Below are 18,669 nucleotides of genomic sequence, written 5' to 3' on the forward strand. Positions count from 1 at the left end.
GAAGTAAAACTGCTTTTATTGAATCCATTTGCCCACTTTATTTGTTACTTACTCTGAACGATTAGTAACAATCTCCCGATTATGAAATATAAATCCTTGTCTTTATTAATTATAGTATTGTTTTCTGCCTGTACGCTCGGAGCACAGAACCGTAAGAAAGTGGGAATAGTATTGAGTGGCGGCGGCGCTAAAGGAGTAGCGCACATTGGAGCACTGAAAGTGATAGAGGAAGCCGGTATTCCGATAGACTACGTAGTGGGCACTAGTATGGGCGCCATCGTGGGCGGCCTATACTCCATTGGTTACACCCCGCAACAACTGGACAGCATTGTCAATGCACAGGACTGGAAATATCTGCTTTCCGATGCTCTTGATCCGGAAACTACACTGTTGAGCGAGAAGCTAAGAGAAGAACAATACCTGCTGTCTGTACCAATTGCAGGGAAATCGGCACATGTATCCGATGCCGGAATTATAAAAGGAAGAAATATCTCCCGGCTACTCTCCGAACTGACAGTTGGATATCACGACTCCATTTCTTTCAACCGAATGCCTATTCCATTCGCCTGTGTATCGGATAACATCGTGAATGGCAGCAAAGTCGTTTTCCACAACGGTATTCTGGCAACTGCCATGCGCGCCAGTATGTCCATTCCGGGAGTATTCGCCCCTGTTTATCTCAATGGCATGGTATTGGTGGACGGCGGACTGACGGATAATTATCCCGTAGACATTGCCCGGCAAATGGGAGCGGAAATTATTATCGGAGTCGATGTACAAAATCCATTGATGAAAGCGGATGAGCTGACAAGCATGTCGAATGTACTCGGGCAAATTCTGAATCTGGTGGGAGAAGAGAGTTACAGGAAAAATGTGAAGGACAGCAACATCCATATTCAGGTAGATGTAGACGGTTATTCAGCGGCAAGTTTCAACCACGAGGCACTGGATACCCTGATGCGCAGAGGTAAAGAAGCCGCCATGAAAGACTGGGACAAGCTGATTGCACTGAAAAAAGAAATAGGTATCCGTACGAATTACCGGGCGGAATATCCCGGACCGTTCAAAATACCAACACGGGCTATGCTGGATACGATACCTTCCGTAGCACAAATCACTCCCCATGAAAAACCAGTCAATACTATAAATATTGGAGGACGGTTTGATAATGAAGAACTGGCAGTATTGTTATTGAATGCGAGGGGTTATTTCGGAGCACAGAAGAAATCGCAGTTAAGCCTCACTACCCGGTTAGGAAAGCGGACCTTTGGAAGGCTTGAATATACTTACTCACCACAAAAAAGCTGGGATATAAATACAGGATATCAGATAGGATACAATGATTTTAATCTTTACGAAGAAGGTAAGCGACTGATGAATCTGACCTACGTGCATCACATGGCTTGGGTCGGATTCACGAAGAGCTGGTATAAAATGCTTGTCAAGGCGGGAATCCACTTCGAGAAATTCAATTACCATGACTGGCCCTCGGGACCGGACGTTTCCATTACAAGATCCAGTGACAAGGCTTTGCTCAGTTATCAGGCGAGTATCATGTACAATAGTCTGAATAATCAGCGATTCTCTACTCAAGGAATGGAATGGGAAGCAGCGTACAGGCTCTATACAGATAACATGGTAACCTATGGTTCGAACAGTCCCGTGTCCGTATTCCAAACTCATTGGAGCGGATATTTCTCACCAAACCGGGTATTCACCATCATGCCATCGGTGTATGGAAGGATAGTTGGGAAGAATACGCAGTCATTAGCCATATCTAACTTCGTGGGCGGTAATGTGCCGGGACGGTATATGGAACAACAGATCCCTTTCACAGGTATCAATCACATCGAAATAAGTCCGGATGCCATCTTGGCAGGAATGTTGGGAGTCAGGGCAAGAACTTACAAGAATCAGTATATCGTAGTTCGGGGCAGTTATGGACGGACAGCCAACAAGATAGAAAATCTGTTTGGCGGAACAAATACACACGGATTGGCGGGCGGCAGTATAGGGTACTGCTACAATAGTATCATAGGACCTATCGAGGCGGAACTCAACTATTCCAATCAGTCAAAGAAGTTAGGATACTATATCGGGGTAGGATTTACGTTTTAGCGTTATTCTTTCGCCTCTTCCTGTGGAATACGGATAGCCGTGTACAACTCCAGTATGGCAGCAACCGTCAGACATACAATCCATTCGTTTCCATGAGTAAAGAACATGAATGCACCCGTAAGTACCAGCAGCAACGCACCAAATATTTGTTGGCGACGAAGGCGCTTCACATTGGCTCTATTGCTCTTGGAAGGTGAATTGATCTGTGCCAACGCTACCATAGTGGCACCAATCGTATAAACATAGGGAGCAGGCTCCCAACCGGTAATATAGACGGCAGCACCAAACAGCACCATCAAAGCGCCTACAGTAAACAAAGCAGGTATCAGGGATTTCATTTTTCGATGTCTTCTTCAAATACGTAAATATCCTCATTCGGTTTCTTCATCAGGTACTTCTCACGCGCTATGCGTTCGATGGCACCGGAGTCCACAGCTAGTTCGTTCAACCGCTCTGTGTTCTCTTCATATTCTGCCCGGTATTTCTCTATCTCATTATTCAAACGGCTGATTTCATTCGCATAGCCCATGCGGCGCACAATGCTGTTCTCGTCCAGAAAACCGACAATAACCACAAACACCACAAGCGTAATCAGGTATTTACGCCTGCAAACAAAGGCCCAAAGTGTCGCTAATTTATCCATTGATAAACAAATTAAAGAATGAAAAAATTAATAATTAAAGAAGCCCGGGAGAGATTCTTCGCCTACAAAGATAAGAGGAATAACTGAGAAATTCCTTTTTTTTGTGTACATTTGCACAAATTGTAACGGACAAGAATATCCCAAATCATGGAAAACTATATCGTATCGGCACGAAAATACCGCCCTACCACCTTTGAATCGGTAGTGGGACAACGTGCCCTGACCACTACGCTGAAGAATGCCATTGCCACCGGCAAACTGGCACATGCTTACCTGTTCTGCGGTCCGCGCGGCGTGGGAAAAACCACTTGCGCCCGTATTTTCGCCAAAACCATCAATTGTATGACTCCCACGGCTGATGGAGAAGCGTGTAACCAATGCGAATCATGTACGGCATTTAACGAACAGCGTTCATACAATATTCATGAACTGGATGCCGCGTCCAACAACTCCGTAGACGATATCCGCCAGCTGGTAGAGCAGGTACGCATTCCGCCCCAGATAGGTAAATATAAGGTATATATCATCGATGAGGTACACATGTTGTCTGCCTCGGCTTTCAATGCTTTCCTGAAAACACTGGAAGAACCGCCACGCCACGCCATCTTCATTCTGGCTACTACGGAGAAGCATAAGATTTTGCCAACCATCCTTTCCCGCTGCCAAATCTATGATTTCAACCGTATCGGTGTGGAGGACACCGTTGCCCATCTGGCATACGTAGCTTCAAAGGAAGGAATTACCGCCGAACCGGAAGCACTGAATGTGATTGCCCTGAAAGCTGACGGTGGTATGCGTGATGCTTTGTCTATCTTCGACCAAGTGGTCAGCTTTACCGGCGGACACATCAGCTATAAGAGCGTAATCGAGAACTTGAATGTACTGGACTACGAATATTATTTCCGACTGACAGATCATTTTCTGGCAAACCAGGTCAGCGATGCTTTGCTGCTCCTGAATGATGTGCTGAATAAAGGATTCGATGCCAGTCATTTTGTAACAGGACTGTCTTCTCACTTCCGCGACCTGTTGGTAAGCAAAGACCCCGCCACATTGGCATTACTCGAAGTAGGTGCCAGTATTCGCGAACGTTACCAGTCTCAGGCACAGAAGTGTCCGTTGCCCTTCCTTTACCGGGCTATGAAGCTCTGCAACGATTGTGATCAGAATTACCGTGCCAGCAAAAATAAGCGCTTGCTGGTGGAACTGACTCTGATTCAGGTAGCCCAGCTTACCGCCGAGGGGGACGATGCAGGCGATGGGCGTGGCCCTAAACAATCTATCAAACCCATATTCTCGCAGCCTGCCGCCGCTCAGCAGCCAAAGGCCGCAAATGCTATGCCCCAACAGCAGGCTACAACCGCTGCTCCGGCACAGCCCCGACCTGTACAACAAGCCCCCGCAGCCCAGGCTGCCTCTCTCTCGCCGGAAGTTCAGCAAGCTTTTAGCTCGCAGACGACCATGCGTCCCACTCCTACTGCCGTATTGATGGCACAAGGAAAAGAGGAAAAGAAAATACCAGTCATGAAAATGTCCGGTCTGGGTGTTTCCATTAAGCATCCGCGAGTAGACGAAGAGCAACAGAAACGTACTGTTTCCACCGTTCAGCAAAATGCACAACCCGAGGAAGATTTCATCTTCAACGAAAAGGACGTGAACTACTATTGGCAGGAATATGCCGGCCGCTTACCACAGGAGCAGACTGCTCTTGCCAAACGTATGCAAGTAATCCGCCTGACCATGCTGGATGCGACCACTTTCGAAGTTGTTGTAGAAAATGACATTGCAGCCAAGGAGTTTACCGATCTGATTCCTACCTTGCAAGGTTACTTACGTAAACGCCTAAAAAACAGTAAAGCCACCATGACCGTCCGTGTCAGTGCCCCCACCGAAAAGGTACGTGCTTACAGTCGTGTAGAGAAATTTCAACTGATGGCCCAAAAGAACAATGCACTGCTACAACTGAAAGATGAGTTTGGTTTGGAACTATATTGATAATTATAAGTAAAAGATTGCATTATTTATTCAGCAAATAATTTTGTTTTTTTAGTTTTATCACTACATTTGCGAATAATCTAAATAAAATATCTTCTACTTTGAGAAAGATTGCTATTATATCGGCAGTGGCTACTATTTTGCTCTTTTCCTTTGCGACGAGAACATACGCTACTCGTACAGACAATGAACACTTGTCTGCATTGCAATCACTTATCAGCAGAGAAATTCCTTACGATGCCAACACACCGATAGACAGCATTATCTCCTGGACAAATCAACTGGCACCTACTCTGAAATTTCCCCGGACAGAAGAATCCTATTTCACCTTACTGTTATGGCAAGTTAGTGCATATATCATGCGAGGCGACCTCAGTCTGGCAGTAGACCGGGCACGGTATATGTACGAAAGTGCCAAAGATATGAACTCCAACTTCGGTATTGCCCTTGCCAATCAAGCCATCGGTCAGGCATATACTGCCTCTTACATACAGGACAAGGCGTTAAGTTCCTATCTGGATGCCTTGCACCACTTATCCCCGAATAATCCGCAAACTTATCGACTCCTGGTGAAAATCTCCACTCTTTTGCAACAGATGAACCGATTGGAAGAGGCCATGACGTATGTAAATCCCCTGAACCAACTTCTGGAACAGCAGCCCGAACATCCGCTCACCATTCCCATACTCATAGAAAATGCTACTTACTATATTTCCTCGGGAGATCAGCAAACTGCGCTCCGGTATCTGCAAAAGGCAGATTCCATATACCAAAACCATACTCACGAACCGGCTCATGGGTTCTCCATCGACTATTATACAGCAGCCTGCTACCGTGCATTGGCAGCAGATGATCATGACAAGCAAAAAGCAGACGAAGCACTTGCCCTTTACAATAAACTGCTCGAACTGGTTTCCGGCAACAAACGTTCCCTGGAGTATCGCTCGATTTCTGCCGAAAAGATATATTTGTATAAATTACTGGGGCGCTTTGATGAGGCTTGCCGAATATATAAGGAGTTATATACCGTTACTGACACCCTCGCTTCGAAAAGTTACATCCGCCAGATAAATGCATTGAAAGCAACCTATCAGATAGATGAACTGGAACTGGGGAATAAAGCACAGAAAAACAGAATTGTACTTGCATCCATCTTCATCGGACTTGGATTATTGGCTTTCATCTCCATGTTAGCTGTATGGCAAAGAAAACAGAAAAAGAAAGTGGCACTATCCAAGAAAAATCTGGAACAGTCCCGGTGGAACGCAGAGAGTGCAACGCGCGCAAAAAGTGTATTCTTGTCGAATATGAGCCATGAGATACGTACTCCCCTCAATGCTTTATCCGGTTTTTCTGCACTGCTGACCGAAGAAGGGTTGGATGACGCCACCCGACTACAATGTACTGAGATTATTCAACAGAACTCTGAACTTCTATTGAAGCTAATAAATGATGTGATTGACCTGTCGAGCCTGGAATTCGGTAAGATGCAGTTCTCCATTGGAGAACATGATGCAGTAGCTACCTGTAGAAATGTTACTGACACAGTGGGCAAAGTAAAACAAACACAGGCGGAACTGCTGTTTGTAACCTCACTGGAAGAATTGAAAATAGAAACAGATGATTCTCGGTTACAGCAAGTATTGATAAACCTGCTGATAAATGCAACTAAGTTCACAGCAGAAGGTGCCATCACACTGAAACTGGAAAAAGAATCGGATGACATGGCTCTATTCTCCGTTACAGACACCGGTTGTGGTATCCCGAAAGAAAAACAAGCTCATATATTTCAACGTTTCGAAAAGTTGGATGAGAACGCACAAGGAAGCGGACTCGGATTGTCTATCTGCCAGCTAATTATAGAGCATATAGGAGGCAGGATATGGATTGATCCGGACTATGACGAAGGTTCCCGTTTCTTATTTACACACCCCATACGCCAGACAAAAGGCACACAAAAAAAGGAGGGTCGCGCATGATAAAGCGTCTGATTATAGCACTGGCATTAGGCACTGGAATTTTATTCACCGCCAATGCCCAAAATAGCGCCGTTAAAGACAGCCTATTGCGCATTTACGTCACTGCGCCGCACGACTCTATGCGCCTGGATGTACTGCATGACATCGCCCGCCTGGACCAGCAGACACCGGTATTCCTCTATTATGAGAATAAATTGCTGAAAGAGGCTACGGAGCAAAACAACCTCCGTTATCAGAGTCTTGCCACCTATGAGCATATCATCTACTTTTTCAATAAACTGGATCTGAAACGCGTAACGCAGTGGATGAACAGAATGGAAGTTCTGGCAGAGAAGCATAATTATTACAATGATTACTTCAAAGCCAAGAAGTTACAGATTGAAATGTATACAATCAACCAACAGATAGAACTTGCCATCCATGAAGCGAACATCATGTATGATAAAGCTAAAAAACTGAATGACAGCAATGGTATGCGGGAAGCCTGTCTATGCCTCATGACCAGCTACATTGCCACACTACGTTACGAAGATGGAGCAAAGGCCTTGGAAGAAGCATTCCATCTAATGAGTCCGCAAGACAGACCTATGGATAAAATAAATCTGTTGTCGAAGGCTGTGCTGGCTTATTCATTCCTGCATAATAATGAAAAAATGTATGCTTCGCTGGAACAGATGAAAGTAGCGATACAAGACTTAATAACCGCCACACCGGCACTCAAGAATGCATACTCAGCCCTATATATGGGAATGGAAACTCAATACGCCCTTTACTATGTCCGCACGGGAAACCCCAAGAAAGCCTGGGAACACCTACAAAAAGCAGATGAATATGATACCCCTAACACCTTCCTGCCGTACAGAGTATCCCGTCTGCAAGCTTATGCAGAATATTATCGTGCCCGAAAAGAATACGAAAAAGCCTTGGAGTCATTGGATAATGCCATTACCCTAACACTTCAGATGTCTTTCCCGGATGCCATACTATATATGGCTATGAAAGCAGATATTCTAGTGGATATGGGGCATCCGGAGGTTGCTATCAACATCTACAGGAAAGTAATGCGTGATAAGGACTCTCTATACCGAGGGTTGTCGAACGCGCAAATGGAGCAAATACAGAGCTTGTACAATATGGATAAACTGGTGCTGAAACGAGAACAGCAACAAGAAAAGATACATTATTTTGTATTGATCGTTATTGGGATTGCCCTGCTGGCACTGATCGCTTTCGTTATCCACATGTACTTCAGCAGAAAAAGATTGCAGAAAGACGAGAAAGAAGTGGCCCGTCTGAGTGAAATAGCTGAGGAAGCGAATGAAGTAAAGAGCCGCTTCCTTGCAAACATGAGTTACAATATCCGTATTCCACTGAATAATGTGGTAGGTTTTTCACAGTTGCTCTCTACTGATATGGGATTGGATGATAAAGAAAAGCTGGAGTATTCTGAAATTATTCAGGCAAATTCTACTGATTTGATTCAACTGGTGAACGACGTACTCGACCTCTCACGCCTGGAAGCTAAAATGATGAAATTCCAGATACAGGATTGCGAAATACGGGAAATATGCAACGACCTTATATATATGGCCCGGAGAGACAGTAACGGACATATACATGCCGAACTGGAAAGTGATGTGGAACACCAGATGCTTAGAATGGACGCCAACCGCTTCAACCAAGCTGTATTGAGTATGCTGATTTATCCTGTACCCAACGATACCGATCGTGAAGTGAAGATGCAACTGAGCAAAGACGAAGAAAATCAGTTACTGATATTCCGTATCATAAACAGCCCGTTAGTTGATCCTGCATTCGCCTCCCAGCAAGTTTCCATACGGCTAAAAATCAATCAATTGTTATTTGAACATTTTGGTGGTAGCTTTATGGTAAGTGAAAGTGCCGAGGATGGCTATCCCATCACTTTTAGTATTGCTACTCTGTGATGAATCTTATTCAAAATAAAAAGTGAGTACAATCATTCGGGAAGTAATTTTGTCGACTGACTGCGTGAACTTCAATAATGATTGATCCGTAAGATCTTTACGGTCTTTCTTAATAAGATTTGCCAGTCCGAAACAGAACTTCAGTTCCGGGATTAACTTGAAATAAGGCAGATAAAAATCACACCCCAACCCTACTTCTACATAACAATCGAAAGGCTTTACCAATAAGGCCCCCTGCTTCTTCACACTGAAATCATACGTAGGAGCAATACCTGCCACCAGATAAGGACGGTAATTATTAAAACGTTCAGCAGAAAACTTCAAATCTACCGGTACAGAAAGATAGGCGGATTTCATCGACTGCGAATGTTCTTCACCACTGGCTTGCTCGCGGAATACTACTTTCTTATCCCCGAAATGTAATGTCGGGACGAGACGCAAGGAAAGAAACTGATTCAAATAAAGTTCGCCCAATACTCCGACCGTAAATCCGGGAGAATATTCAGGCACATCGGCAAACCAGCTCTGACCATCTTCCGTCACATATCCGGTATTCACCAATTTATAGTCCTGCACATGGATACCTGCCAAAAAACCATAGTGCCACCTCCGTTGATCGATATACGGACGGTTCTGCACCTTCCGCTTCTGTGCCGAAGCACCAAAAGCAAGGAGTAAAGTAAGGATTATCAGACAAATGCGCTTCACATCCTTAAAACGCTGAAAGTGACATTTTATTGCATTTTCCTTCAGTTTTCTCCCCACTATTATTTAGACAAGGTACAAATTAAGGGAATTTAAACAGGTTTGATAACAACTAATCAAGAAAACCATTATTTTTGCCGAACTAATTAGTACTAATAATTTAAAATCTAAAGAAAATGGCTTACGTAATTAATGACAGTTGTGTTGCTTGTGGTACTTGTATTGACGAATGTCCGGTAGGAGCTATCTCAGAAGGTGATATCTACGCTATCGACCCTGAAACTTGCACAGATTGTGGTACTTGTGCTGATGTTTGTCCGTCTGAAGCAATTCACCCGGCAGAATAATAACAACACTCAAAAAAAGAAAAGCCCGGTTTCAATTATGAAACCGGGCTTTCTCATTTTTATATACTATCATTTATTTCAGTTCAGCCAATGCTTCCTTAATACGACGGATAGCCTCCACAATATTCTCATCGCTGGTCGCATAACTCATACGGATACATTCAGGCGCACCGAATGAAGCACCACCCACACAAGCTACATGAGCTACTTCCAACAAGTACATTGCCAAATCATCCGAATCTTCAATCTTACGGTCACCGGCAGATTTTCCAAAGAAAGAATCACATTTCGGGAACAGGTAGAAAGCACCCTGCGGCACGTTTACTTCAAATCCCGGAACTTCTTTTGCCAACTTCACAATTAAATCGCGACGACGTTCGAAAGCCTTACGCATTTCTTCAACAGGAGCCTGTGTTCCAGTGTAAGCAGCTTCAGCAGCCTTTTGAGATACAGAACAAGGGCCTGAAGTATATTGACCTTGCAGCTTATTACAAGCTTTTACAAGCCATTCCGGCCCGGCAATGAAGCCAATACGCCACCCAGTCATGGCATATGCTTTAGATACACCATTTACGATTACCGTACGATCTTTCATTTCGGGGAACTGAGCAATGCTCTGGTGCTTACCAATATAATTGATATGCTCGTAAATTTCGTCAGCAATAACAATAACTTGCGGGTGTTTTGCCAACACGTCAGCCAAACCTTTCAATTCCTCCTGAGAGTAAACTGAACCAGTCGGATTAGAAGGTGAGCAAAGAATCAATGCTTTAGTCTTCGGAGTGATAGCTGCTTCCAACTGTGCAGGAGTAATCTTGAAATCCTGTTCGATACCTGCGGTAACAATCACCGGAGTACCCTCAGCCAACTTCACCATTTCCGGATAACTTACCCAGTAAGGAGCAGGCACAATCACTTCATCACCTGGGTTCACTAACACCAATACTGCATTACAAACTGATTGTTTAGCACCATTGGCACATGAAATTTGTGCGGCTGTATATTCCAGACCGTTTTCCTTTTTCAGTTTCTCCACGATTGCATTACGCAAAGCCGGATATCCCGGAACAGGAGAATAGCGAGAGAAGTTGTCGTCTATCGCTTTTTTCGCAGCCTCTTTGATGTGGTCAGGAGTATTAAAGTCAGGCTCTCCCACACTCAGGTTAATTACGTCAACGCCTTGTGCCTTCAACTCGGCGCTCTTTTGCGACATAGCCAGCGTCGCCGAGGGCGACAAACTGTTCAAACGATCTGATAATTGATTCATTTTTCTATCTATTTTATGGTTGTTGCATAAATTTGGCTGCAAATTAAGCTATTTTCTTTGATATTAGAAAACAAAACAGCAAATTACTTATTAAAATGTAATGTATGTCCCATGCGTTCCTTCTTTGTACGCAGGTAACGTTCATTGTACTGATTCGGGGTTGTTTCAATAGGAACAATCTCTGTAATCTCCAATCCATAAGCCTCCAGCCCCACACGCTTCACAGGATTATTTGTCATCAATCTCATTTTGTGTACGCCCAATTCACGCAGAATCTGAGCACCTACACCATAATCACGCTCATCAGCTAGGTGTCCCAGACAGATGTTGGCATCCACCGTATCCAGTCCGTCTTCCTGCAACTTATACGCTTTCATCTTCTCCATCAAACCAATACCACGCCCTTCCTGGTTCAGATAAACAACTACTCCTTTACCGGCTTTATTAATCATTTCCATAGCCTTATGCAGTTGTTCGCCGCAGTCGCAACGCTTGGAGCCAAATATATCTCCTGTGGCACAAGAGGAATGCACACGTACCAGAATCGGTTCATCTTGCTCCCACGTACCTCTGAACAGAGCCACGTGCTCCAGACCGTTAGATTTCTGACGGAAAGGGATCAATCGGAAATGTCCGTGTTCGGTAGGCATATCTACTTCTACCCCTTCTTCCACAATGGATTCTTGTTTCAGACGATAGGCAATCATGTCACGAATAGAAATCAACTTCAGGTTAAATTCGTCAGCCATCTTACGCAATTCAGGCAGACGAGCCATTGATCCATCTTCATTCATGATTTCCATAAGTGCACCCGCAGGATAAAGACCTGCCATACGGGCCATATCAATCGTAGCTTCTGTATGCCCGGCACGACGTAATACACCTTTTTCCTGAGCATACAAGGGGTTGATGTGTCCCGGACGTCCGAAGGTTGCCGGAGTAGAAGCCGGATCAGCAAGCGCCTGAATGGTAGCGGCACGGTCGGCAGCAGAAACGCCGGTAGTGCAACCTTCCAGTTTATCGATAGTCACCGTAAAAGGGGTGCCCAATACGGAAGTATTGTCACTGACCTGATGAGGCAAATCTAATTCTTTACAGCGTGACACAGTAACCGGCGCACAAAGCACACCACGTGCATGCTTCAGCATAAAGTTTACCTTCTCAGGAGTTATTTTCTCCGCAGCGATAATCAAGTCGCCCTCGTTTTCACGGTCTTCATCATCCACCACAATCACAAAGTTACCGGCCTTGAAGTCTTCAATCGCCTCTTCTATTGTATTTAATTTCACTTTTTCCATTCTGTATTCTCCTTTATTTATTTAGGTTATTTCAGATTAGTTTCTATTATCTTTTGAATGTCTTCATTAGTCTTGATAATCCGCTCCATATCCTTATTCAACCGGATACGGAATGCCCAGATGCGAAAGTAGAAGAACAATCCTATCGGCACCAACAATCCACAGGCCATATTCAACCAATAATTACGGAAAGGACGCAGGTGAGCGTGAACCGGGATAATAGGATAATTATTCAATGCATTCAACAAATGAACAGATTTAGTATTGGACATCTCTTCTACTAATTTCTCAAGACGCTCATTTATATCTTCTATTTCTTCATCGATTGAGTCTGCCATCCACAACTTGAAATAGTTGGGAGCACGCTTCAACGCTTTCCTTTCAGCATACGCACGACAATCAGCAGACAGTGCCTGCAAATCAGCAGGCAAATGAGTATAATCAGGATCGTGTATAATCACCTCTTTACGGAATAGATGGCGCACACTGCGTATACCGACGATCTTCTTAAACCAACTCACATAGGCATCGGCATTCAATACCACGGAGTCATTATTGGACTTATAAGTAAGGAATGCACCCAATGGAGCCAAGATAGCTGTACTGGTCCACATACCCATCCAGACAACCCACTGTCCATCACGTGCCATTTTATAGCCCGTATTATTAATAATGTAGTAAATAATAAAAATAAGAACGGATACCACAACCGGCATACCTAAACCGCCTTTACGGATAATTCCACCCAACGGAGCACCGATAAAAAAGAAAATAAGGCATGCCACCGAAAGTGTTAATTTCTCATGCCAGGACGTCATGTGACGACGAAGGCTGGTATCTGTCTGTGACATACTATAACTCTTGACACTCCAATCGCTCCCTGCACTCTCTGCACGGTTCACGGCAGTAGAAATGATCTTCTGCTTCTGTGACAAGGTAGCCACATTGAAAAGACTGTCCACATTGTATTCTCCCAAATGTGCCTGCTCTATCTTCAGCGTATCAGCTTTCTTCAAGTCAGCAGAAATCTTGTAAGTGCCATTCATCGCTTCCTTGAAATAGACACGTCCTACACTGTCATTCTGCACCCTCATGGAGTCAATGCCCGCTTGCAGCATCGCCATATCCTTGCTGTTAGACTGATTGCTCATGATGCCGGCATCCACCATATTAAAATCGGAATTGAACTCAATAATAGCATGCTTCTCCCGAAATGCTTCCCGACGATAAGGCACATTCTTCTGATTCATATTCTGTGATTTCAGATTTTCAAACTGCTCACCACTATAAAGATGCAAATACAAATGCTGTTTATCAGCCGTCATTTCCAGTCTTCCGGAATCTGACTTGATAATCTGCGCATTCTCAAACCCTTTTTCAAAATTATAAATCAGCACATCGTAAAGCATACCCGTTTTACGGTTCTTATGTTTTACATAAAGGTTATAGCCATCAATCTCGTCATAGAAAACTCCTTCCGGTATATCCAATTCCGGAGATTTCTGCTTCATGGAAATTAGCAATGTCCAGAGCTTAGTCTGTGCCTTCGGTCCTATTACATTTTGGAAATAAAAAGAAACGCCACAGATGAGAATGATAAACACAATCAACGGGCGCATAATCTTAAGTAGTGAGATACCTGCCGCCTTCATGGCCAGCAGCTCAAAACGTTCACCAAAATTACCAAAAGTAATAAGTGCCGCCAACAGAATAGCCAACGGTAATGAAGCCGGCACCAATGTAAGGGCGGAATAAAAGAAAAATTGTGCAAGGACACTCATTTCTAATCCTTTTCCCACCATTTCATCAACGTACTTCCAGAGGAACTGCATCATGAAAATGAAAAGGCAAATGAAAAAAGTGCCCATAAAGAGCGTGCAGAAGCTCTTCAATATAAATATATCTAACTTTTTTATGCGCAGCATTTTACTCGTTTCATGCAATGAAGACACAAAATTAGCATAAAAAAGGGAGTGTGGAAAATTTTTATATCAAAGTTAACTAAAAACCGCACGTTCTCCGCAGAGTATCTACCTGAGAGTCCCATAACTCGCACAAATCTTTCACTTCATCCACCACAGCGAAATCTGTAACTTCTAGCACGAAGTCGTTTGTCAGTTCATTGTTTGTCATCTTTAATTCAAAATATTCCCGCTCATATTCATCATCCAGCCAACGGAAGCGAATAAAAGAGAAAGCCCGCACAGCGATAATCTCTGCGTCACGATGTTCCGTCTTTCCCCAGAAGAAGGTGACAATCTTATCGTCCGACTGTACCCTGTCTGCAAACCAGCCCTCCAAACCGGTGGGGGTACTTATCGCGGACCAAAGAATGCTTTTAGAAGTTGCATTCAAGAGGTATTCCCGATGAATCTTTTGTCTTTCCATAGTTCATATTTGCTTTTTATTGCGGCGGCAAGATAGAGACTTTTTTCTAATTACGGAAAAGAAAGCATCATTTTTATTCAGTATAGTGCTATCAATAGTGCTGTATATAGTTATCGAAGCTATCTGACGGTAACAAAGCCAACTTCCGTTTCAGTCGTTGCTTGGCTTTTACTACCGATGAAGTAGTAACATTGAAAAGTAGTGCAATCGCTTTATTATTCAGGTGGGCACGCACTAAATAGCACAGTTTTAATTCCTGAGCGGTAAGCTGACGCTCTCCCAAGTCTGCCAAGAAGCCACTCCCGTAAAGCATATCAAGCAAGGCAAAGAGATTCTGCCATTCCCGTTCACTCCTTATAATACCATAAGCCGGAGTTGTGTGCAGCCTCAACAACTGAGACATTGCCTGTAGTTGCGAAGCAGAACAATCCATAGCCGCCGATACAGAACGAAGTTCCTTTACTTCTTTCGTCAGCTGTTTGTTTCTAAACAATAAACATGCATTCCATTCGTTCTGAGACTGAATTGTATTTTCCTGAACTTGCTTGTTCATGCTATTCATAATTATTGCCATTTTACTTTATTTTCTTCACCTCTCTACGCATTTCTTCTATAGCTGTTGAATAAATCTTCGGGGCTTTTGCAAGAACAATCTGTTTCATCTCTTCCAATTTATCCGGCTGTCTAAAATCCGGTTCAGCATACAACTTTGCCAGCAGATAATAGGGGTAAATCCGTCCCGGCAGACGATAAGTTGATCGTATCAACCATCTTTCCGCCGCCAGATAATCTCCCGTTTGTTGGTGATTTTTGCCTATAATATTCAGTATCATCGGATCACTACTATATTTCATAGCCTCCATCAGAATACGGATAGACTCTTCCGGTTTCTGTTGTTTATGCAAGATATGACCATACTCAAACAAAAATGCAGCGCGTTTCTTGAGTAAAGGATAAAGTAATCGATATTCTTTTTCTACCGAACCATACGCAGCAGCGTTATAAAATATCCGTGCATTCATCCAATTCCTGCATGCTTGCTCCATACATAAATCATTCTTTAGACGAGTTGCTCCAATTCCCCCTGCCAATATCACCAATCCCATCCACTCCCAACGGTAATTTCTCAGAATGCAAGCTAAAAGTAAACATACTGCCGTCACTACAAACACTGGCAATTGCAGCGGATAGGAAGAAAATGAAAAGATCATTAAGGAGAATACAGCGCCACAGATACCGAAACGCTTGTTCCTGATTCCTATATACAGGCAGAACAATACAACTGCCAACAGGCAAAGCGTCAAAGGTCCCCCCAGCTCTACCGCAGTCTGTAAATACTCATTAAAGGCATATTCAGGGCTACCTGCTACACGTTCTTCCCATAATTCATAATCCCCTGTCGCGAAATAAGCTTCTTGCGCATCGCCATAAGCAGCCGCAAAACCTCCCATGCCATACCCCAGCAAAGGTTGCTCCGCCACAGCCCGACATGCAATTCTCCACATAAACAGTCGTCCACGGGCAGAATCAGGTTTCAGTGCAAACATTAGCCAACCAGCCAGTACCCCCACACACGCTCCCCCAAATGCCGATACAACAACCAACCTTCTGTATTGCTGCCATGCTTTTTTCAGTTTAATTCCCCAATCTGCATAACAAGCATATACCCACAAGCAGGAAACGCCTCCCGCCAACCAAGCCGAGCGACTCATTCCAGCCGGCAGGACACAAAGTATAAGCAAACCCGCCCCACCTGCAAATACACGATCCATCTTCCCATCGCCAATTAAATATTGGTGTAAGCAAACGGGAAGCACCATCGCCAAATATCCCGAATAAGGACCAGGGTTAAAGAAAGATCCTGTCATGGCATATAATGAATGTCCGGAATCTGAAAAACCATAGAGTTGACATATTCCCCGGACAGCTTCCATACTCCCCCAAAAGATTAACGCCCACGACACAATATCAGGAAACTCCCCACCTTTCTTATCCACCCATACAGCAAGCAGTATGCAACCTGCCGCCACCAATACCCTTTTATCAAAAGCAAGCCATTGCCCAATAACCTCTCCGGAAGGAAGTTCCGGATTCTCCACACACACTAGAGATAGCAAAATAAGACAAGCCATCCCTTTCAAACCGACTGCCAATATTGTTCGTATACACCTCATTTTATTTTCTTAAAAGCTCTGTCCCATCTCACTGCATCCGTACTTCTGTCTATCGACTTCCAGATACGCCAAGCCCTGCCCACAATAAAAGGCTCCGGCAACAATCCCCAGTAACGGGAATCCAGTGAATTTTCTATTTTATCACCCGAAACAAAATAATAGTTCTCACGGAACTGATACTGATATATGATACTGTCGCCCAATAAAACCGTATCTTCACGTACCATCAACTTTTTGTCCTGTTCCCACTCTATCACATTTCTGTAAAGCACTTTAGTCAAAGGCGTCATTTTTATCATACTTCCTTTGGCAGGGATATAGAAAGGGCCGAATTCTCCTATATTCCAATCAAGCAATTTACTTTTAGGATAACTTCTCACAGCAATTCTCCACTCCTTTACTTTCCCCGATTCGAACACGCTTTGCAAGAAATCCTGCCCTTCTACATTTCCCAGCGGTTGCGTACAGTTACGTACGAGGTAATGAGCATCCCTGATTTCCAATGTATCTCCTGGCAGTGCCACACAACGCTTCACATAATATACCATCGCATCCAAAGCTATGCTATCCCGCCGTTTGGAATAAGGATAATTAAATACCAACACATCATTCCTCTTAAATTTTCTCCAACCCGGCATACGATAAATATCAACTTTCTTCCCTTCCAACGATGCAATCACATTAAATAGCCTCGCCCCTTTTGAACATTTTTCTACCAGAATATAATCTCCACCCAGAAGAGTCGGCTCCATTGAATCAGAAGGTATTTTAAAAGAGGTTACAAAAAACAACTGTAACGCTAAAAATACGATAATGGCAATACAGACGCCAAAAGCAATATTTACGATTCTGTTACAGCATTTGCCAATCAACTTCTTTACATCTACCACCATACCTGTCTGTCATTTTCGTAAGTGAAGATGCGTTCCTCTTTACCTTTCGTCCTGTTTTTGAGTAAATACAAGGCATTGCCGGGAACATTCTCATAAACCAGCTCTCCACTTTCAGCCGTCATTATTCCCAATGAATGCCAGTCGCCCTTATCACAGTAGAATAGTTCGTACACCTCACCGATTACAATAAAGTTATCATCATTGCGCGGATAGTATACCAATTTATCCAAACGACATGGTTGCTCCAAGTCAAGACCGACCCAATAATCCTTTTGTTGAGGATCAGCTATCGACATTAAGTCATGATCAAAAGCACGTTTTTGCGAAGGAGGACTCAAGCCTTCCCCCATAGCTCTCCCTTTTATCTCTTTCTCATTACAAAAGAAAGCAAGCTCCGCCAATGCGCTCTTAGAAACTTTAGAAGAAACGTAGCGAACATAGCGGTAAGATTTCGTGGTTTGCAATTTTACTTCATTACAATAAACCGGAAAATCGCAAATTGTATGCAGCAGATCAGCATTACGGAAATCACTATCATTACTCGCTTCAAAACGCCCGCCAATCAATTCATACCATCGGTTTGTCCAATTTGTCAACAGTATGTATTTGCGGTTCAGCCGCATCGTCCGCTTTTGTTTCGAGGGAATAAGTTTCTTCACAGCTCCTCCTTTTCGTAATATGAAAGGAGCATCCAGCACTTCGGTCTTATCCTTTTTCACCACAACAGGTAAGTAAACGATAGAAGCTCCAAGATTACGGAAGACACAATTCCCCTTACGGATTTTACTTCTCACGATAGTCTTCCAGTCTTCACCGGTTTTGAAAGTACAAAGTTCCGCATATTCCGCCGTACTATTAACCTGAATTACAACACTGTCCGTCAAGCCATACTCTGCCGAGACATCCATCACCGAAT

15 protein-coding genes and 1 pseudogene are annotated in these 18,669 nt (G+C 43.7%); 5 read left to right on the forward strand and 11 right to left on the reverse strand.

The genetic code is table 11. The annotated features are described in order from the left end of the window. The first annotated feature begins 81 nt into the window (after window positions 1-81). Window positions 82-2,118 carry a patatin-like phospholipase family protein gene (locus BACCELL_RS07730; protein ID WP_007211123.1) on the forward strand — a complete coding sequence of 679 codons (2,037 nt, stop codon included), beginning with the start codon at window positions 82-84 and terminating at the stop codon, window positions 2,116-2,118. Window positions 2,119-2,120: 2 nt separating this feature from the next. On the opposite strand, the gene BACCELL_RS07735 is transcribed toward BACCELL_RS07730, so the two are convergent. Both BACCELL_RS07735 and BACCELL_RS07740 read right to left on the reverse strand, forming a co-directional pair. Next, window positions 2,121-2,456: a hypothetical protein gene (locus BACCELL_RS07735; RefSeq protein ID WP_007211124.1), complete on the reverse strand. Its 336-nt coding sequence runs from the start codon at window positions 2,454-2,456 to the stop codon at window positions 2,121-2,123. Continuing rightward, the gene (locus BACCELL_RS07740; protein ID WP_007211125.1) at window positions 2,453-2,761 is read right to left on the reverse strand and encodes an FtsB family cell division protein; all 309 of its coding nucleotides are present in this window, start codon (window positions 2,759-2,761) and stop codon (window positions 2,453-2,455) included. The genes BACCELL_RS07735 and BACCELL_RS07740 overlap by 4 nt, the downstream gene beginning before the upstream one ends. Before the next feature lie 147 nt (window positions 2,762-2,908). Here BACCELL_RS07740 and BACCELL_RS07745 point away from each other — a divergent pair, with 147 nt between their 5' ends. From BACCELL_RS07745 to BACCELL_RS07755, 3 genes are all read left to right on the forward strand, one after another. Next, window positions 2,909-4,756, forward strand: a complete 1,848-nt coding sequence (locus BACCELL_RS07745) for a DNA polymerase III subunit gamma/tau (protein ID WP_007211126.1) — start codon at window positions 2,909-2,911, stop codon at window positions 4,754-4,756. 101 nt (window positions 4,757-4,857) lie between these two features. Beyond that, window positions 4,858-6,735 (forward strand): tetratricopeptide repeat-containing sensor histidine kinase, encoded by a 1,878-nt coding sequence (locus BACCELL_RS07750; RefSeq protein ID WP_007211127.1) that lies wholly within the window; start codon window positions 4,858-4,860, stop codon window positions 6,733-6,735. Continuing rightward, a complete protein-coding gene (locus BACCELL_RS07755) occupies window positions 6,732-8,681 on the forward strand; it encodes an ATP-binding protein (protein ID WP_007211128.1) in 1,950 nt (649 codons plus the stop codon). The genes BACCELL_RS07750 and BACCELL_RS07755 overlap by 4 nt, the downstream gene beginning before the upstream one ends. A 6-nt stretch (window positions 8,682-8,687) precedes the next feature. Here the strand turns inward: BACCELL_RS07755 and porT are convergent, their stop codons facing one another. Then, window positions 8,688-9,389 carry a type IX secretion/gliding motility protein PorT/SprT gene (porT, locus tag BACCELL_RS07760; protein ID WP_025725828.1) on the reverse strand — a complete coding sequence of 234 codons (702 nt, stop codon included), beginning with the start codon at window positions 9,387-9,389 and terminating at the stop codon, window positions 8,688-8,690. 173 nt (window positions 9,390-9,562) lie between these two features. Between porT and BACCELL_RS07765 the strand changes: the two genes are divergently transcribed. Continuing rightward, window positions 9,563-9,733 carry a DUF362 domain-containing protein gene (locus tag BACCELL_RS07765; RefSeq protein WP_007211130.1) on the forward strand — a complete coding sequence of 57 codons (171 nt, stop codon included), beginning with the start codon at window positions 9,563-9,565 and terminating at the stop codon, window positions 9,731-9,733. 73 nt (window positions 9,734-9,806) lie between these two features. Here the strand turns inward: BACCELL_RS07765 and BACCELL_RS07770 are convergent, their stop codons facing one another. From BACCELL_RS07770 to BACCELL_RS26820, 8 genes and pseudogenes are all read right to left on the reverse strand, one after another. Beyond that, window positions 9,807-11,000, reverse strand: a complete 1,194-nt coding sequence (locus BACCELL_RS07770) for a pyridoxal phosphate-dependent aminotransferase (protein WP_007217245.1) — start codon at window positions 10,998-11,000, stop codon at window positions 9,807-9,809. Between the two features lie 83 nt (window positions 11,001-11,083). Next, window positions 11,084-12,298, reverse strand: a complete 1,215-nt coding sequence (locus tag BACCELL_RS07775) for a bifunctional 3,4-dihydroxy-2-butanone-4-phosphate synthase/GTP cyclohydrolase II (protein ID WP_007211132.1) — start codon at window positions 12,296-12,298, stop codon at window positions 11,084-11,086. Between the two features lie 26 nt (window positions 12,299-12,324). Further along, window positions 12,325-14,223: an LptF/LptG family permease gene (locus tag BACCELL_RS07780; RefSeq protein ID WP_007211133.1), complete on the reverse strand. Its 1,899-nt coding sequence runs from the start codon at window positions 14,221-14,223 to the stop codon at window positions 12,325-12,327. A 76-nt stretch (window positions 14,224-14,299) separates the two neighbouring features. Further along, complete coding sequence (locus tag BACCELL_RS07785; protein WP_007211134.1) at window positions 14,300-14,686, reverse strand: START-like domain-containing protein; 387 nt, start codon at window positions 14,684-14,686, stop codon at window positions 14,300-14,302. A gap of 91 nt (window positions 14,687-14,777) precedes the next feature. Next, window positions 14,778-15,239: a helix-turn-helix transcriptional regulator gene (locus BACCELL_RS07790; RefSeq protein ID WP_226810642.1), complete on the reverse strand. Its 462-nt coding sequence runs from the start codon at window positions 15,237-15,239 to the stop codon at window positions 14,778-14,780. 22 nt (window positions 15,240-15,261) lie between these two features. Further along, window positions 15,262-16,860 carry an O-antigen ligase family protein gene (locus tag BACCELL_RS07795; protein WP_007211136.1) on the reverse strand — a complete coding sequence of 533 codons (1,599 nt, stop codon included), beginning with the start codon at window positions 16,858-16,860 and terminating at the stop codon, window positions 15,262-15,264. Next, entirely contained in the window at window positions 16,857-17,753 is an 897-nt protein-coding gene (lepB, locus tag BACCELL_RS07800; RefSeq protein WP_007211137.1) for a signal peptidase I, read from the reverse strand. Before lepB ends, BACCELL_RS07795 begins: the two co-directional genes overlap by 4 nt. Then, window positions 17,744-18,669, reverse strand: a pseudogene (locus BACCELL_RS26820) (discoidin domain-containing protein); the annotation flags it as partial. The gene lepB and the pseudogene BACCELL_RS26820, both read right to left, overlap by 10 nt.

It is taken from the genome of Bacteroides cellulosilyticus DSM 14838, assembly GCF_000158035.1.
GTDB classification, from domain to species: domain Bacteria; phylum Bacteroidota; class Bacteroidia; order Bacteroidales; family Bacteroidaceae; genus Bacteroides; species Bacteroides cellulosilyticus.

Excerpts from the sequence above, each read along its gene's own strand:
- BACCELL_RS07730 (WP_007211123.1), top strand. The coding sequence starts at position 82 with ATGAAATATAAATCCTTGTCTTTATTAATTATAGTATTGTTTTCTGCC.
- BACCELL_RS07735 (WP_007211124.1), bottom strand. The coding sequence starts at position 2,456 with ATGAAATCCCTGATACCTGCTTTGTTTACTGTAGGCGCTTTGATGGTG.
- BACCELL_RS07740 (WP_007211125.1), bottom strand. The coding sequence starts at position 2,761 with ATGGATAAATTAGCGACACTTTGGGCCTTTGTTTGCAGGCGTAAATAC.
- BACCELL_RS07745 (WP_007211126.1), top strand. The coding sequence starts at position 2,909 with ATGGAAAACTATATCGTATCGGCACGAAAATACCGCCCTACCACCTTT.
- BACCELL_RS07755 (WP_007211128.1), top strand. The coding sequence starts at position 6,732 with ATGATAAAGCGTCTGATTATAGCACTGGCATTAGGCACTGGAATTTTA.
- BACCELL_RS07765 (WP_007211130.1), top strand. The coding sequence starts at position 9,563 with ATGGCTTACGTAATTAATGACAGTTGTGTTGCTTGTGGTACTTGTATT.
- BACCELL_RS07770 (WP_007217245.1), bottom strand. The coding sequence starts at position 11,000 with ATGAATCAATTATCAGATCGTTTGAACAGTTTGTCGCCCTCGGCGACG.
- BACCELL_RS07775 (WP_007211132.1), bottom strand. The coding sequence starts at position 12,298 with ATGGAAAAAGTGAAATTAAATACAATAGAAGAGGCGATTGAAGACTTC.
- BACCELL_RS07780 (WP_007211133.1), bottom strand. The coding sequence starts at position 14,223 with ATGCTGCGCATAAAAAAGTTAGATATATTTATATTGAAGAGCTTCTGC.
- BACCELL_RS07785 (WP_007211134.1), bottom strand. The coding sequence starts at position 14,686 with ATGGAAAGACAAAAGATTCATCGGGAATACCTCTTGAATGCAACTTCT.
- BACCELL_RS07790 (WP_226810642.1), bottom strand. The coding sequence starts at position 15,239 with ATGAACAAGCAAGTTCAGGAAAATACAATTCAGTCTCAGAACGAATGG.
- BACCELL_RS07795 (WP_007211136.1), bottom strand. The coding sequence starts at position 16,860 with ATGAGGTGTATACGAACAATATTGGCAGTCGGTTTGAAAGGGATGGCT.
- lepB (WP_007211137.1), bottom strand. The coding sequence starts at position 17,753 with ATGGTGGTAGATGTAAAGAAGTTGATTGGCAAATGCTGTAACAGAATC.